This is a genomic window from Streptococcus thermophilus (assembly GCF_010120595.1).
Taxonomy (GTDB): domain Bacteria; phylum Bacillota; class Bacilli; order Lactobacillales; family Streptococcaceae; genus Streptococcus; species Streptococcus thermophilus.
The window spans coordinates 507,612-524,232 of the sequence record NZ_CP038020.1; the positions used below are offsets into that span (position 1 = coordinate 507,612).

Annotated in this window: 17 protein-coding genes and 1 pseudogene; all 18 read left to right on the plus strand. The window is 40.7% G+C overall.

Annotated features, from left to right (window positions below):
* Nucleotides 1–118 precede the first annotated feature (118 nt).
* The 18 genes and pseudogenes from rpoE to E3C75_RS02855 all read left to right on the plus strand — a co-directional run bounded on the left by rpoE (nt 119) and on the right by E3C75_RS02855 (nt 16,606).
* Complete coding sequence (gene rpoE, locus E3C75_RS02775) at nt 119–694, plus strand: DNA-directed RNA polymerase subunit delta (RefSeq protein ID WP_024009706.1); 576 nt, start codon at nt 119–121, stop codon at nt 692–694.
* A 250-nt stretch (nt 695–944) separates the two neighbouring features.
* Nucleotides 945–2,549, plus strand: coding sequence for a CTP synthase (locus E3C75_RS02780; protein ID WP_002949230.1), 1,605 nt, complete (start codon nt 945–947; stop codon nt 2,547–2,549).
* A gap of 94 nt (nt 2,550–2,643) precedes the next feature.
* Nucleotides 2,644–3,114, plus strand: a complete 471-nt coding sequence (locus E3C75_RS02785; RefSeq protein ID WP_084828437.1) for a DUF3013 family protein — start codon at nt 2,644–2,646, stop codon at nt 3,112–3,114.
* A 15-nt stretch (nt 3,115–3,129) separates the two neighbouring features.
* Nucleotides 3,130–3,267 (plus strand): annotated as a pseudogene (locus tag E3C75_RS02790) (DNA mismatch repair protein MutT); the annotation flags it as partial.
* Nucleotides 3,268–3,437: 170 nt separating this feature from the next.
* Nucleotides 3,438–3,605: a hypothetical protein gene (locus tag E3C75_RS11080; protein ID WP_099421309.1), complete on the plus strand. Its 168-nt coding sequence runs from the start codon at nt 3,438–3,440 to the stop codon at nt 3,603–3,605.
* 2 nt (nt 3,606–3,607) lie between these two features.
* Nucleotides 3,608–4,426, plus strand: coding sequence for a replication initiator protein A (locus tag E3C75_RS02795; protein ID WP_039671059.1), 819 nt, complete (start codon nt 3,608–3,610; stop codon nt 4,424–4,426).
* Nucleotides 4,427–4,574: 148 nt separating this feature from the next.
* A complete protein-coding gene (gene dcm / locus E3C75_RS02800) occupies nt 4,575–5,930 on the plus strand; it encodes a DNA (cytosine-5-)-methyltransferase (protein ID WP_111679130.1) in 1,356 nt (451 codons plus the stop codon).
* Entirely contained in the window at nt 5,914–6,342 is a 429-nt protein-coding gene (locus E3C75_RS02805) for a hypothetical protein (protein WP_111679132.1), read from the plus strand. The genes dcm and E3C75_RS02805 overlap by 17 nt, the downstream gene beginning before the upstream one ends.
* Before the next feature lie 10 nt (nt 6,343–6,352).
* Complete coding sequence (locus E3C75_RS02810; RefSeq protein WP_014621274.1) at nt 6,353–6,736, plus strand: thioredoxin domain-containing protein; 384 nt, start codon at nt 6,353–6,355, stop codon at nt 6,734–6,736.
* Nucleotides 6,737–6,744: 8 nt separating this feature from the next.
* The gene (locus tag E3C75_RS02815) at nt 6,745–6,978 is read left to right on the plus strand and encodes a hypothetical protein (protein WP_014621275.1); all 234 of its coding nucleotides are present in this window, start codon (nt 6,745–6,747) and stop codon (nt 6,976–6,978) included.
* Between the two features lie 2 nt (nt 6,979–6,980).
* Nucleotides 6,981–7,565 carry a CPBP family intramembrane glutamic endopeptidase gene (locus E3C75_RS02820; protein WP_041829000.1) on the plus strand — a complete coding sequence of 195 codons (585 nt, stop codon included), beginning with the start codon at nt 6,981–6,983 and terminating at the stop codon, nt 7,563–7,565.
* A gap of 76 nt (nt 7,566–7,641) precedes the next feature.
* The gene (locus E3C75_RS02825) at nt 7,642–8,130 is read left to right on the plus strand and encodes a hypothetical protein (protein ID WP_002936460.1); all 489 of its coding nucleotides are present in this window, start codon (nt 7,642–7,644) and stop codon (nt 8,128–8,130) included.
* Nucleotides 8,130–9,947, plus strand: coding sequence for a VirD4-like conjugal transfer protein, CD1115 family (locus tag E3C75_RS02830; protein WP_014621278.1), 1,818 nt, complete (start codon nt 8,130–8,132; stop codon nt 9,945–9,947). The genes E3C75_RS02825 and E3C75_RS02830 overlap by 1 nt, the downstream gene beginning before the upstream one ends.
* 17 nt (nt 9,948–9,964) lie before the next feature.
* On the plus strand, nt 9,965–10,207 hold the full coding sequence (locus tag E3C75_RS02835; RefSeq protein WP_001072171.1) for a hypothetical protein: 243 nt from the start codon (nt 9,965–9,967) through the stop codon (nt 10,205–10,207).
* Between the two features lie 18 nt (nt 10,208–10,225).
* The gene (locus E3C75_RS02840; RefSeq protein WP_014621279.1) at nt 10,226–11,080 is read left to right on the plus strand and encodes a VirB6/TrbL-like conjugal transfer protein, CD1112 family; all 855 of its coding nucleotides are present in this window, start codon (nt 10,226–10,228) and stop codon (nt 11,078–11,080) included.
* 61 nt (nt 11,081–11,141) lie between these two features.
* Nucleotides 11,142–11,495: a PrgI family protein gene (locus tag E3C75_RS02845; protein ID WP_001097579.1), complete on the plus strand. Its 354-nt coding sequence runs from the start codon at nt 11,142–11,144 to the stop codon at nt 11,493–11,495.
* Nucleotides 11,452–13,803 (plus strand): VirB4-like conjugal transfer ATPase, CD1110 family, encoded by a 2,352-nt coding sequence (locus tag E3C75_RS02850; protein ID WP_162173396.1) that lies wholly within the window; start codon nt 11,452–11,454, stop codon nt 13,801–13,803. The genes E3C75_RS02845 and E3C75_RS02850 overlap by 44 nt, the downstream gene beginning before the upstream one ends.
* 1 nt (nt 13,804) lies before the next feature.
* A complete protein-coding gene (locus tag E3C75_RS02855) occupies nt 13,805–16,606 on the plus strand; it encodes a phage tail tip lysozyme (protein ID WP_133264093.1) in 2,802 nt (933 codons plus the stop codon).
* Nucleotides 16,607–16,621 lie beyond the last annotated feature (15 nt).

The window sequence follows — 16,621 nt, forward strand, 5'->3', positions numbered from 1 at the left end:
ATTCTATAAATACTTTGACTATTGACTCTTTTTAGCGTAAAATAGAGGGTAGCGAAATTTGATTGCTGGGTTATTTTCTAGTAGGAATTAGCTTGAGTAATAATGAAGGAGAACCGCTTTGGAACTAGACGTATTTGCTGGACAAGAAAAAAGTGAATTATCAATGATTGAAGTGGCCCGTGCTATCTTAGAAACACGTGGTCGTGATAAAGAAATGTATTTCAACGATTTAGTCAATGAAATTCAAAATTACTTAGAAAAATCGGATGCCGATATCCGTAGTGCTTTGCCATTCTTTTATTCAGATTTGAATACGGATGGAAGTTTCATTCCACTAGGTGATAACAAATGGGGCTTGCGTTCATGGTATGCTATTGATGAAATCGATGAAGAGGTTATCACATTGGAAGATATTGATGAAAATGCACCAAAACGTAAAAACAAGAAAGTTAATGCCTTCATGGATGGTGATGAAGATGCCATCGACTATAATGATGATGATCCAGAAGACGAGAACTTTACACCTTCTTCTGCTATTCTTGAATATGACAACGATAACGAAGATGATGAGAAAGCCGAGGTGGAATCTTATGATTCTGAGTTGAATGAAATTATTCCAGATGACGATTTAGATGATGTTGAGTTGTCTGAAGAAGATGACGATGATGACTATGAAGATGAGACAAATGACTAAGTTTTCATTGACAAATGGTTTTGGATAGTTTAGACTAATTATCGGGCACCTCTTTTAAAGAGGCCATGATTAAGGCTCCCAGAGTAAAACTCTTGGGGTCATTTTTGTTTTCAGTCATCTACTGGTTTTGTTGCTATTGAGTTACTAAATAGCACTCATGTTGTATACTGGTAAAGGACAATTTTGATTATCGAATACGGTAATCAATCTGCTTTTTTCATTGTTTTGTATTATTTTATAAGGAGTTAACATGACAAAATATATTTTCGTCACTGGTGGTGTGGTATCTTCAATTGGTAAAGGGATTGTAGCTGCGAGTCTTGGACGTTTGCTTAAGAATCGTGGACTTAAGGTTACCATTCAAAAATTTGACCCTTACATCAATATTGATCCAGGAACGATGAGTCCTTACCAACATGGTGAAGTTTATGTCACTGATGATGGTGCTGAAACGGACCTTGACCTTGGCCACTACGAACGTTTTATCGATATTAACCTTAACAAATACTCTAACGTTACTACTGGTAAGATTTATAGTGAAGTTTTACGTAAAGAACGTAAAGGGGAGTACTTAGGTGCGACTGTTCAGGTAATTCCGCATATCACAGATGCTTTGAAAGACAAGATTAAGCGTGCGGCGACAACGACTGATTCAGATGTTGTTATCACTGAAGTTGGTGGGACTGTTGGTGATATTGAAAGTCTTCCATTCTTAGAAGCTCTTCGTCAAATGAAGGCTGATGTGGGCTCTGACAATGTTATGTATATCCACACAACGCTTCTTCCATACTTGAAGGCTGCTGGGGAAATGAAGACAAAACCAACGCAACACTCTGTTAAGGAATTGCGTGGTTTAGGTATTCAACCCAATATGTTGGTTATTCGTACAGAGGAACCTGCTGGGCAAGGAATCAAGAATAAGTTGGCTCAGTTTTGTGATGTAGCACCTGAGGCTGTTATTGAATCACTAGATGTGGAACATATCTATCAAGTGCCACTTAATATGCAGGCTCAGGGTATGGATCAAATCGTTTGCGATCATTTGAAGCTGAATGCACCAGCTGCAGATATGACAGAATGGTCTGCTATGGTTGATAAGGTACTTAACCTTAAGAAAACAACTAAAATTGCTCTTGTTGGGAAATATGTGGAGCTTCACGATGCTTATTTGTCAGTGGTTGAGGCGCTTAAACACTCAGGTTTGGCAAATGATACTGCCATTGATATTGACTGGGTTAATGCTAATGATTTGACTGCTGAAAATGTTGCTTCTCGCTTGGCTGATGCTGATGGTATCATCGTTCCTGGTGGTTTCGGTCAACGTGGTACAGAGGGCAAGATTCAAGCTATTCGTTATGCACGTGAAAATGATGTGCCGATGTTGGGTGTCTGCCTCGGTATGCAATTGACATGTATTGAATTTGCTCGCCACGTTCTTCACTTGGATGGCGCTAACTCAGCTGAGCTTGATCCAGAAACTCAATACCCAATTATTGATATTATGCGTGATCAAATTGATATTGAAGATATGGGTGGTACTCTTCGTCTTGGTCTTTACCCATGTAAGTTGAAACCAGGTTCTAAGGCAGCAGCCGCTTACGGCAACCAAGAGGTAGTACAACGTCGTCACCGTCACCGTTATGAATTTAATACTAAGTTCCGTGAGCAGTTCGAGGCTGAGGGCTTTGTATTCTCAGGCGTGTCACCAGATAATCGTTTGATGGAAGTCGTAGAACTCCCAGATAAGAAATTCTTTGTTGCAGCGCAATACCACCCAGAATACCATAGCCGTCCAAACCATGCTGAAGAACTTTACAGTGCTTTTGTAACAGCAGCGGTTGAAAATGCTAAATAATGAACTAGAACAGAGTGGAATAGCCTACTCTGTTTTTTATTGGCTTCTTTTATGCTAAAATAAAGGGAATAATAAGAAAGAGTGAGGAAAACAAATGGCTGAGTTTGGCTTTTTGTCAGTATTAGAAGAAGAATTAGATAAGCACCTGGATTATGATTTTGCGATGGACTGGGATAAAAAGAATCACGCTGTGGAGGTGACGTTCATCCTAGAAGCGCAAAACAGTGGTAATGTGGAGACTATTGATGATAAGGGTGAAGTGTCTGATGAAGATGTTATTTTTGAAGATTACGTGCTCTTTTACAATCCAGCAAAATCGAGATTTGATGAGGAGGATTACCTAGTAACAATCCCATATGAACCTAAAAAAGGTCTGTCTCGTGAGTTTTTAGCTTATTTTGCAGAAACATTAAATGAGGTGGCAACGGAAGGGTTGAGTGACTTGATGGATTTTCTATCTGATGATGGACCTGAGGAATTCGGTTTGGTTTGGGACAAAGAAGCTTTCGAAAAAGGGAAAGCTCAACTTGAAGAGAAGGTGTTTTTTGCTTATCCAAGGTATTAAAGGGAGTGAAAAGGGATGGATGCTTATCTAAAGGATCAGTTAGATTTTACAGGTGTTAAGGTTGCCTTACTCGTAGAGAAAAGTATTCTGGTCGTTCTTAGAGATAATAAGACAGATATTCCTTGGCCAAATATGTGGGAATTACCAGGTGGGGATGGTGTCATAATAATGACAGGTGCTTAAAACGCTGTCAAATCAAGGATTTGAGTGTTCTACAATCTGTCATTAAGGAGGAAAAATTTATTTTTTATTTATAATATCATATCGCACAAGCGAGGACATTTTTAATAGTGTTCTCGTTTTTTTATTTTCAGGAGGAATTCATGAAAAAGAAGGAACAATCATCACACCAAATCGTGATGTGTCATCTCATGGCTATTTTAGGAGTTGATATTGAGAAAGCAACTCAGCTAATTGATGAAATGAAACAAGTTGGTTTAATCCGATTTGATGAATTCGGAAATGTTGGACTTTTAGTCTTGGAGGGATAATCATGAAACGTATTACCGCTAATCAGTATCAGACATCAGAGCGTTATTATAAACTCCCAAAAGTCTTGTTTGAGAGTGAACGTTATAAGGATATGAAGCTGGAAGTTAAGGTAGCCTACGCGGTTTTAAAGGATCGGTTGGAGTTGTCTTTGAGTAAAGGTTGGATTGATGAGGATGGGGCTATTTACTTGATTTATTCCAATTCAAATCTGATGGCACTTTTAGGCTGTTCAAAGTCAAAATTACTCTCTATCAAGAAAACTTTACGTGACTATGGCTTAATTGATGAAGTCCAACAGTCCTCTAGTGAAAAAGGTCGTATGGCAAATAAAATTTACTTGGGGGAATTAGAACATGAAACTAGCCCAGTCTTACATACTGACGGGGCTAGTGTTAAAAAAACACTAGGGGGGTCTCAAAGAAAGACGGGGCCGGTCTTAAATTCAGCCCCTAGTGAGACTGAAGGAAGTGAGACTAAATATAGTGAAACTAAAGGGAGTGATTTCCTTATTGAGGACGAGGAGGAGAGGCAGCTAGTAGATGAGAAACAAGAAGAGAACTTTACTTCAAAAGTCGATGGCGTGACCAAGTACGATCGAGACTATATTTGGGGTTTGGTTCATGACCAGTTAAGACAGACAGGTCTATCTCAGTCGGCTAGTGACTATGCCATGCTCTATTTTAGTGACCGTTATCAGTATGCTTTGGAACATATGCGATTTGCTCGGTCAGCGGAAGTAATAGCTGAATACGTATTTAATGGAGTGCTGTCAGAGTGGACCAAGCAACTGAGACGACAAGAAGTAAAGGGAGGTGATTAAGTTGATTTGGTGGATACTAGGTGGAATCTATCTGATTTCTATCGTCATTTTGATTTTTGAAATCATCCGTGCACCAGAAATGGATGATGATATATAAGCAAGAGTTTTACAAGTGTAAGGCTCTTTTTTAGTTGGAAAGAGAGGAAAAATGAAATTTTTAGATTTATTTGCTGGGATAGGCGGTTTTAGGCTAGGGATGGAATCACAGGGTCATAAATGCCTGGGCTTTTGTGAAATTGATAAATTCGCTAGAACATCTTATAAAGCTATGTTTAACACAGAAGGGGAAATGGAATACCATGACATTAAAGAGGTCACAGACCATGACTTTAGACAATTTAGAGGGCAAGTGGACATCATCTGCGGGGGATTTCCTTGCCAAGCATTTTCACTCGCAGGCAGACGATTGGGATTTGAAGATACTAGAGGGACTCTCTTTTTTGAGATTGCTCGAGCGGCCAAACAAATCCAACCACGTTTTCTATTTTTGGAAAACGTCAAAGGCCTACTCAATCACGACGAGGGACGGACGTTCGCCACAATCCTCTCCACGTTGGATGAATTGGGGTATGATGTCGAATGGCAGGTGCTTAACAGTAAGGACTTCCAAGTCCCGCAAAACAGAGAGCGGGTCTTTATTATCGGACATTCTAGAAGATACCGTTCCAGATTCATATTTCCTCTCAGAAGAGAAAACAGCTCAGCTCATCTTGAAAGGCTAGGAAATATCAATCCCTCTAAACGTGGTTTGAATGGTGAAGTCTATCTGACGAGTGGACTTGCTCCTACACTAACAAGAGGTAAAGGAGAGGGAGCTAAAATCGCCATTCCAGTTTTAACACCAGATAGACTAGAAAAACGGCAACATGGTCGTCGAATTAAGGACAATCAAGACCCTATGTTTACTTTGACCAGTCAAGACAGACACGGGGTTGTTGTCGCAGGAAATCTGCCGACAAGCTTTGACCAGACTGGAAGAGTATTTGACATATCTGGCTTGTCACCGACTTTGACCACCATGCAAGGTGGAGACAAGGTGCCAAAGATTTTACTTAGGGAGGAGCTGCCATTTCTGAAAATCAAGGAAGCCACAAAAACAGGGTACGCAAAGGCAACTCTTGGAGACTCTGTCAATCTGGCTTATCCAGACTCAACCAAACGTAGGGGACGAGTGGGAAAGGGAATATCCAATACTCTGACGACTTCAGACAATATGGGAGTGGTGGTTGCTGCTCTGGAATATCGACAGGATAAGTGGTATGAAGTCACAGGCATTGTCTTAGAGGGGAAACTTTATCGCCTGAGAATAAGACGACTGACACCAAGAGAGTGTTTCAGACTTCAAGGCTTTCCTGACTGGGCTTATGAAAGAGCAGAGGGTGTTTCTAGTAAGAGCCAACTATACAAACAGGCCGGCAATAGCGTGACTGTCACAGTTATTGAAGCCATTGCCAGAGAATTTAGAAGAACGGAAGAGGAAGAAAAACATGAACCTACTACATAAGAAAAGTATCCTAGATTGTACTGAATTAGAAGAACGTATTCACCAAGCTGAAACCATTCAGTTACTGGAAAAAATTCTATCACTCCCCAATTTTGATTGTGACTTTGAGGTGACTTTTGAAGATGATTACCACAAAGAGATGAATGATCCCCTATTCTACGAATCCAATCTTCATCGGATTTCGGATTTTATGGAAACTGGGGATATTAAAAATGGTGTAGATACACTACTGACGAAAGACAATCACCTGGCCTTTCGTGCCTTTGGTGAAAATTATTCTGCTAGAGGAAAGGATGGCATTTTAACAACTTTAGTGACGGTCAAGTGCTTTGGTGAAGGACGGATGCCCATTGATATGAGTCGCTATTTCTCAACTCCTGAACCAACAGTTGAAAATAGCCTAACCCTATAAGGAGGTGCCTATGCTTGAGGTATATCTAGGAAATAATGCCAATACAAATCAAGATTTACTAACCATTTTGACGACCTATGGTGTGACTTATCGTTGTATAAAAGCGTGTGATGTAAACCGTGAAATCTTACTGTCACTCTTTGCCAAAACAATGGATTGTTTTGAGTTATTGTCGCCACGATTTCTTCGCTTTAAGCGTCAATATTCGATAAGTTTGAATGAGATGATTCAGCTTATTCTCCAAAAGCCAGACCAGAATCTTCGGTTGCCACTCATTGTTTGTCAGAATCATGTCTATCCAGCTATTGGGCTAGACGAAGTGCGTACCTTTCTTCCCAGACAAGTAAAAGAAGAGCTGTTTCAGGCCAGTCTGATGAAACAAGTGATAGGGTAGGTGTGAAGATGAATGAACGATTTTGGGATAATTTAGAAATTATACTCTCAGAAAGAGAAATCACTTGGGCAGAACTAGCTCGCAAAGTATTCAAAGGTCAATATGTCTATCCCAGTGAGTTTAATCGCCTCTATCAAAAACTGCGACATTACAAATCCAATCGTCTGATGCCACAAACAAGATGGGTTGAGCGAATCGTTTTAGTCTTAGACATTGATTATGAAGATTTATTCAAGAGGTGACAATGATAAGGATAGTGGTGTTTTATCTAGCCATACAGCTTAACGGTCTTCTGGTGAGTATATACCTGAAAGAGTATCTAACAATAGAGGGTATAGTCTTGCTACAATTGATCCTATTAAGTGTTACTTGCTTAGAGATTGCCCGTCATAAAACTGTTCAAGGAAAAAATATGACATTGCAAAAACGCCTAAGTTGGTTGCTTCTTGGCTTTGTGGCTATGGTTGCTTTTGCAGTCTTCATCAGTTTCCTATTTTCAGTGCAGACTAGGAATCAAGCAGTATTGGTACAAGTAGGAAAGCAGGTTCCTCCTATTATCTTTTTATTGTTTCTGGTCAATGCAAGTGTCCTTGAAGAGATTGTTTATAGGCAGTTGCTGTGGGAAAAATTGACATTCCCTTTTGTACAAATAGGCGTGACCAGTTTTCTCTTTGTTCTATCCCATGGACCCAATCAGTTAGGGAGTTGGCTCATGTATAGCTGTCTTGGCTTGACCTTGGCTGCTGTTCGATTGAAAACTGATTGTATGACGGCAATCGCCTTACATTTACTTTGGAATAGTTTGGCTTATGTCGTAACTTTCTTGTGATACCAAAATCAAGAGTGCTTCCGTATTATGGAAGCACCTTATGTTTGATAGGGAATCGAAAAAAGAGGAGGTCACCATGTCATCTGAACAACAAGAACGTCAAGCGATGCAATACGTGGAAAGAAGTAGTTTATTGACAGTCAGAACCCTCTTAAAGCTCTTAGAATGGTCGGCTAGGCAAGCCTTAGCTCAAGATTCAGCTTATAAGATTGGGGTTCAAAAACTGGAAGAACTCCTTCAAAGCCCTTACGCAATTGAAGCGATAGATGTTAGTAAAGACATACTGGATAAGCCAATCGATGTGGAGAAATTTAAGGAGTTGATGGAGTCAGAAAAACTGCCAATCGCAATTAGTTGGCAAAAAGACTATCTCTACTTTTATGCCAAGGATAAGACCTTGCTCGATCATCACTTGGATGAATTGTTGAAGAAACTGATGTCTAATCCAGAGAAGCTAGAAGGTTTAACCTTTGATAAAACCTTGGATCAAGAGATAGAACTGGCCAAAGAGAAAATTAGAGTGACAGAACCTTCGGCAGTCAAAACCAAGGAGGTGACCTTGTAATGTATTCCAGGCAAAAAGCATTTGTCTTTGGTCTCTTGGGTCTCGCCTTTGGCTATTTCTGCCATCGTCTAACTCTACTCTATGATAGTTTAACCAATGCCCCACCTATGGAACGATTTGCCTACCTCTTAGGAGAGGGGTTAAATCAGGTTTTCAATCCTTTATGGCTATTTTCCTTTACTCAAAAATCTCTTCTTGCCTTTATCCTTTGGGTTCTAACGATGACACTAGTCTATCTTTATGTATCGTCAGGACAGAAGGTCTATCGAGAAGGGGAAGAATACGGTTCTGCACGATTTGGAACCAGTAAGGAAAAGCGGAACTTTTACAGTAAGAATCCTTTTAATGACACGATTTTGGCTCGTGATGTTCGTCTAACCTTGTTGGAAAAGAAGAAACCCCAGTTTGACCGAAATAAAAACTTGATTGTCATTGGGGGTTCTGGTGCAGGTAAGACCTTTCGCTTTGTGAAGCCCAATCTTATCCAACTTAACTGTTCCAATATTGTCGTAGATCCTAAAGACCATTTGGCTGAGAAGACAGGTAAACTCTTTTTAGAAAACGGTTATCAGGTCAAGGTTTTAGATTTGGTTAATATGACCAATTCAGATGGTTTTAATCCCTTTCGTTATGTTGAGACAGAAAATGATTTGAACCGCATGTTAACGGTCTATTTTAACAATACCCGTGGGTCTGGTTCTCGTAGTGATCCATTTTGGGACGAGGCTTCCATGACATTGGTGAGAGCTATTGCCTCATATTTGGTGGATTTTTACAATCCTCCAGGAAGTTCCAAGCAAGAGCAGGAAGTAAGACGTAAGCGTGGCCGTTATCCAGCCTTTTCTGAGATTGGGAAACTCATCAAACTCTTATCAAAGGGAGACAATCAGGACAAAAGTGTTCTTGAAGTCCTGTTTGAAGACTATGCTAAGAAATATGGTCATGAGAACTTTACCATGAGAAACTGGGCGGATTTTCAGAACTACAAGGACAAGACCTTGGATTCGGTCATTGCTGTGACGACCGCTAAATTTGCCTTCTTTAATATCCAATCGGTGATTGATTTGACGCAAAGAGACACTATGGACTTGAAAACGTGGGGCACTCAAAAGACCATGGTTTATCTTGTTATTCCAGACAATGATACGACCTTTCGTTTCCTATCTGCTTTATTTTTCTCTACGGTTTTCTCCACTTTGACCAGACAGGCTGATGTTGACTTTAAAGGGCAACTGCCTATTCATGTTAGAAGCTATCTGGATGAGTTTGCGAATGTCGGAGAAATCCCAGACTTTGCCGAACAAACCTCAACAGTTCGCTCTAGAAACATGAGCTTAGTTCCTATCTTGCAAAATATTGCTCAACTCCAAGGACTTTATAAGGAAAAAGAGGGTTGGAAAACTATACTGGGGAACTGTGACAGCCTCCTCTATTTGGGTGGAAATGACGAGGAAACTTTTAAATTTATGAGTGGTCTATTAGGCAAACAAACCATTGATGTCAGAAGTACCAGTCGTTCTTTTGGGCAGACGGGTTCAAGTTCTACCTCTCACCAGAAAATTGCCCGTGACTTGATGACGGCTGATGAAGTCGGAAATATGAAACGAGATGAGTGCCTTGTACGCATTGCAGGGGTTCCTGTTTTTCGAACCAAGAAATATTTTCCACTCAAACATAAGAATTGGAAATGGCTTGCAGATAAGGAATCTGATGAACGCTGGTGGCACTATCATATCAATCCCCTAACCGCTGAGGAAGAGTTAGATTTGTCAGGCCATAAAATAAGGGATTTAAGCACAGAAACGACACTACATTAATAGAAATGAGGAATTATATGAATCAAAAACTATCAGGCTTTGTTTACGGAGTGGACGCCAGCTCCATGTTCTCCCAAGCAATGTCTCTATTACAAAAAGGCTTAATTGCAGTAGGAGCTTTTCTTGTTGTCATGGGCATTATCAACCTTTCAACCAATATTAAAGATGGTGGACCAGGTGTCCGAAATGCTATTCTAGAAATTGTTGGTGGGGTCATGGTGGGAGCCGCTGGTGCTTTTGTGACTCAGATTACCATTTAGGGGAGGACAGCACATGACATGATAATGAATTTTACGTCACCTTTTGTATTTCTAGCCTCTGAAAAAGTATCTAGTGATAGCCTTTTTGAAGGGTTTCAAGTGGATTTAGAATCAACCGCCAACTTGGTTAAGTCACTAGCGGACTTTAATCCGACGGTGTGGTCTTACATGACAGCCATTACCAAGGGGATTATGCAGCCCTTGGGAGTAGCTATTCTTGCGGTTGTTCTCGTACTCGAATTTTCAAAAATGGCCAAGAAAATCGCAAACTCAGGTGGTGCAATGACCTTTGAAGCCATGGCACCTATGATTGTCAGTTACATCATGGTCGCGGTCGTGATTACCAATACGACGGTTATTGTGGAAGCCATTATTGCCATTGCCTCTTATGTTATTGAACAAGTGGCAAGTCTTGTCACGAATGGTGGTGCTAATTATGATACCATCTCAGGCATTAAGGGATCTGGGATTGTAGGAAAAATGATTATTGGCTTTTTTGCGATTCTCATTTGGTTGGTACGAATGGCCAGCATCATGGTTGTCAATATCTTGATTACCATTCGCTTTATCCAACTCTATCTGATGATTCCTTTTGCCCCTGTTACCATTCCGACCTTCCTTAGTGATGACTGGAGAAGTGTTGGGATTGGTTACCTTAAAAACATCATGGTCTATGCCATTCAAGGTATTTTGATTTTTCTAATTGTATCTCTTGTCCCCTTGTTTGAATCGGCTGGAAAGATTGCCGTATCAAATGGAGCTGGAGTTATGGAATCACTCGCCATTATGTTTGGTGGCTTGGTACAGGCCATATTGTTAATCATTGCCTTGGTTGGCAGTCAACGGACCGCCCGAAGTATTTTGGGGATGTAGGAGGATGGGAGTAAATTGCCCGCCTCCTCTTTTTATAGCTTATTTAGATTGGAGAACATTTATGAACACACGTGTCTTTAAGGACATCTCAAAGGTTCAACACAGGGCATGGCTGGGATTTACAACTAGACAGGTTATTTTTGTATTTCCAGCTGTCGCCCTAACCATTTTGGTATTGGGCTTGAACCTATTTTATTGGCAATTTGGGGATTGGTTTGTCTATGGTTTTGTTTTTAGCTTTACCATTCCACTCATGTTATTTGGGGTCTATCGCCCCAACGATTTACCATTTGAAACCTATCTCAAGTACCGTTTTCATTATGAACTAACAGTACCAGATCGTACATTTACTGGAAGAAAAGGAGACCAACGTGAAAAAATTAAAACACTCAATGAAACCAAAGACCTCTTCTAATGACAAAAATCAAAAGACGAAAATACAGAAGCAGGAGATCAGACCTTCTACCGTAAATACGTTAGCCTATCAAGGGCTTTTTCAGAATGGCCTTATGCAGGTCAGTCCAAGCTATTTCTCACAAACCTATCTTTTAGGAGATGTTAATTATCAAACAGTTGGCTTAGATGATAAAGGAGCTATTGTTGAGAAATATTCCGATTTAATCAATTCACTGGATGATAAGACCAATTTCCAACTGACTATTTTCAATCAAAAGGTCAATCTGGAAAAATTCCGTAAGAGTATTCTCTATCCCTTGCAGGAAGATGGGTTTGATGCTTATCGTGATGAATTGAATCGCATGATGGATGCCAACTTAGAGGCGGGTGAGAACAATTTTTCAGCCGTCAAGTTTCTTACATTTGGCAAGAGCGACCAAACACCAAAACTAGCTTTTCGTTCTCTGTCACAGATTGGGGAATATTTCAAAAGTGGCTTTTCAGAGATTGATGTATCTCTTGGTCTGCTTGGTGGAGAGGAGCGAGTGAATGACCTTGCGGATATGTTACGAGGTGAAAATCATTTACCGTTCTCTTACAAGGATTTGACCCTATCAGGTCAATCCACCAAACACTTTATTGCCCCAACCTACCTTTCCTTTAAACACAAGAATCATATTGAATTGGACGATCGATTATTACAGATTGTTTATGTACGTGACTATGGCATGGAGTTAGGGGATAAATTTATTCGAGACTTGATGCAGTCAGATTTGGAAGTGATGATTAGTCTGCATGCTAAAGGCTCTACCAAGTCTGAAACCATGACCAAGTTACGAACCAAGAAGACCTTGATGGAATCGCAAAAGATTGGGGAACAACAAAAGATGGCTCGGACAGGCATCTATTTGGAGAAGGTCGGCCATGTTCTTGAGAACAACATCGATGAAGCTGAGTCTCTTCTTCAAACCATGACCCAAACAGGAGATAAACTGTTTGATACGGTATTTCTGATTGGAGTGCTTGCGGATACTGAAGACCAACTCAAACAATCTCTTGATATTATCAAGCAAGTGGCGGGGTCAAATGATATGATTATCGATAATTTGACCTACATGCAAGAAGCTGCTTTTAATAGTCTCTTGCCATTTGGGAAGAACTATCTCGAAGGTGTTTCTCGGTCTCTATTGACTTCAAATATTGCCGTGAATGCACCTTGGACTTCCGTAGATATTCAGGACAAGGGTGGGAAATTTTATGGCATCAATCAAATCTCAAGTAATATCATCAGTATTGACCGTGGCAAGTTAAATACTCCGTCAGGTTTGATTTTAGGGACCTCTGGAGCTGGCAAAGGGATGGCGACAAAACATGAAATCATCTCTACTAAGCTCAAGGAAGCAGATTGCGATACTGAAATTATTATTGTTGACCCAGAAAACGAGTACAGCATTATCGGTCAAGCCTTTGGTGGGGAGAGTATCGATATTGCCCCAGATTCTACCACCTTCTTAAATGTCTTAGATTTATCAGATGAGAATATGGATGAGGATCCGGTTAAGGTTAAGTCCGAATTTCTCTTGTCTTGGATTGGAAAGCTCTTGGACCGCAAAATGGATGGTCGTGAAAAGTCCTTGATTGACCGTGTGACACGACTCACCTATAAGCATTTTGACACACCATCCTTGGTCGAATGGGTCTTTGTCTTAGCTCAACAACCTGAACAGGAAGCTAAGGACTTGGCACTGGATATGGAACTCTATGTGGAAGGGTCGCTGGACATATTTTCACATCGGACCAATATTAAAACAGACAGTCATTTCCTGATTTACAATGTCAAAAAGCTAGGCGATGAATTAAAACAAATTGCCCTCATGGTTATCTTTGACCAAATTTGGAATCGGGTGGTAAAAAATCAAAAACTAGGGAAGAAGACCTGGATATACTTTGATGAGATGCAGCTTCTCTTATTAGACAAGTATGCCTCTGATTTCTTCTTCAAACTTTGGAGTCGTGTCCGTAAGTATGGGGCGATACCGACAGGCATTACTCAGAATGTAGAAACGCTTCTTTTGGATGCCAATGGCAGACGCATTATTGCTAATAGCGAGTTTATGATTCTTTTAAAACAGGCTAAGAGCGATCGCGAAGAATTGGTGCATATGCTTGGACTTTCTAAGGAACTAGAGAAATACTTGGTCAATCCTGAAAAAGGGGCAGGCTTAATTAAGGCCGGTTCCACCGTTGTCCCATTCAAGAATAAGATTCCACAACACACCAAGCTCTTTGACATCATGAGTACGGACCCTGAAAAAATGAGGACATGAGATGAAAGAGGATAAAAAGCTAGTCAAACAAGCCAGACAAAACTTTCGAAGCAACTTAAAATCAGCCCGTACGCATTATCGGAAAGAAGTTAGGACCTTAAAACAGACTGTTCCTAAAAAAGGAAGATTTCTAAAATCAGCCAAAAATTCTCTGTTTCAGGGAAAGAAAACAGAGTTAAAAGGAAATCTACTCAGTAGCCAAAAGGAAGCAGAAGAGAAGTTCCTAAAGGAAATTACCTATGTTTCTCCTAAACTGTTGAGGGTAAAGGAAATCAAGAACTATCGACTTCCGCAAGCTCAAGAGCGTTTGAGGACGGCAAGAAAACATCTGTCAGAAGTGAAACTAAGTGAGAAACAACAGGTAGTTAATCCCAAGTTTACTTTCCAAAAAGAAAATCCTTCCCTGAAGTCTCGCTTTCAGTTTCACCAAGAAAAATCATTTGATCGGCTAAGTGCAGAAAAAGACGTAAGTTCTGCCAAGCGTGAGGTTAAGCAACTCAAGAAAGTCCAAAAGTCTAAGAAAAACTCTACCAAAGTCAAAGCTGGATTAGGCTTGGCTGCATCTGAATCGTTTGACTTGGTATCACAGGATGATGATTTAGATGGACTTAGAACCCTAAAGGATACTAGCCTGAAAGCCAGACGCTATGGCAGGTTTACCTATCAAGCAGGTAAGGTGGCAGTAAAAAGTGGACAGACTGGTGTGAGGTTTACCAAAACAAAATTTTCTCATGGAAAGGAACGATTCCAGAACTTCAAAAAGGGAAAAGGATTCACACGCCAGAAACCTCTTAAACCAAGAAGACGCTACCAAACCTTTTTAAAGCATGTGAGAAAACAAAGTGTCGCAGGTTTCAAAGGAATCGTCCAAGCCATTAAGGGAAGTATGACTTTCTTTTCTGTACTTGCGGGAAATCCTTTGACTTGGATTGTCTCAGGCATTCTCTTGATACTCCTTTTGATGATGAGCTTTTTCATGAGTGTCTCAGGTAGCAGTGTCATTCAACAAGATGAGATAGAATTGAGTAAGAGCTACACCCATATGACGTGGGAAGATGCGGAGCATACAAGAACCAACGATAAAGGGATTACCTACTACACCAAGATTGATGAGGTCATGGTTTACATGAATCATCAATACCAAGATTACAAGCTTGATGATTTCATGGAAACGGGTGGTACGACCTACAAAGCATTTCTCAGTCAGGTGTGGACGGACTTAAATGGTGGAGATTCTATTAAATCCATGTCTGACTTGTATAAGGAACCTGCTTACAAGCTGTCTGATGAGGACCAAGAAGAACTAAAGGAGTTGACCGAAGAAGGCAACTATCTAGCCCTTCAAGAATTGGACAATCCCTTTCAGGGACAGACCGATGAGGATAGCTTAAACATGACCTACCGATATGGTTATGAGGTCATTGATGAGAAACCAACGCTTCATCACCATATCATCTTAGAAGCAAGAGAAGGTCAAGTCATTGTGGCTCCGATGGATAGCAAGGCATCTCTTGATGGAGAGAACGTTGTTTTGACATCTGGTAAGGGAGTGAATAAGACTAAACTAACCTTGTTTGGCATTCATTCAGGCCGAGTGAGTGAAAATCAACAAGTCTTGGCAGGAGACATTATTGGTGAGACCAAGGATGGAACGGGTCTAAAAGTCACCTATCAAAAAGTTGATGATGACACGGATAAGTTGGTCTATGTCAATCCAGCTTTCTACTTTCCAAAAGTGATTCAGGTTCAGACCACCATTCTTCCAACTATCGGTCAGTTTGGCGGCGATGAGTTTGAGAGAGCCAAGGCAATTTATGACTATCTTAAAAGCAAAGGTGCGACCAATCAAGCTATCGCAGCCATTCTGGGAAATTGGTCGGCAGAATCTTCCATTAATCCAAAACGAGCTGAAGGCGACTATCTTTCTCCCCCTATTGGTGCGACAGACAGTTCGTGGGATGATGAGGGTTGGCTCTCACTTAATGGTTCAACTATATACAATGGACGTTACCCAAATATTCTCAAACGTGGTTTAGGTTTAGGCCAATGGACAGATACCGCGGATGGTTCACGCAGACATACTTTATTGTTGGAATATGCCAAAGGAAAACATCAAAAGTGGTATGACTTAGGGTTACAACTGGATTTCATGTTGCATGGGGATAGTCCTTATTACACCAACTGGTTAAAGGACTTCTTCAAAAATACAGGTAGTCCAGCTAGTCTTGCCCAACTCTTTCTCATTTACTGGGAAGGAAATAGTGGTGATAAACTACTTGAACGCCAGACAAGAGCAAGTGAGTGGTATTACCAAATTGAAAAAGGCTTTAGTCAACCTAACGGTGGGACAGCACAAAGTGATCCAAAATCTTTAGAAGCTGTACGAGGAGACCTCTTTGAAAACTCTATTCCAGGAGGTGGTGACGGTATGGGATATGCTTACGGCCAATGTACTTGGGGAGTCGCAGCCCGTATTAACCAACTGGGTCTAAAACTCAAAGGTAAAAATGGTGAGAAGATTCCAATTATCAGTACCATGGGCAATGGCCAAGATTGGGTACGAACAGCCGCAAGTCTCGGTGGAGAGACAGGGACAAGTCCGCAAGCAGGAGCTATACTTTCATTTGCGGGAGGAGGACATGGCACACCAGCAGAATACGGACATGTGGCTTTTGTGGAGAAAGTCTACCCAGATGGCTCATTCCTTATTTCAGAAACCAACTATAATGGCAATCCCAACTACACCTTCCGTAAATTATCTGGAGTTGATAGTAGCTTGAGTTTTGCTTATACGACGAAATAAAAAATGATATGCTAA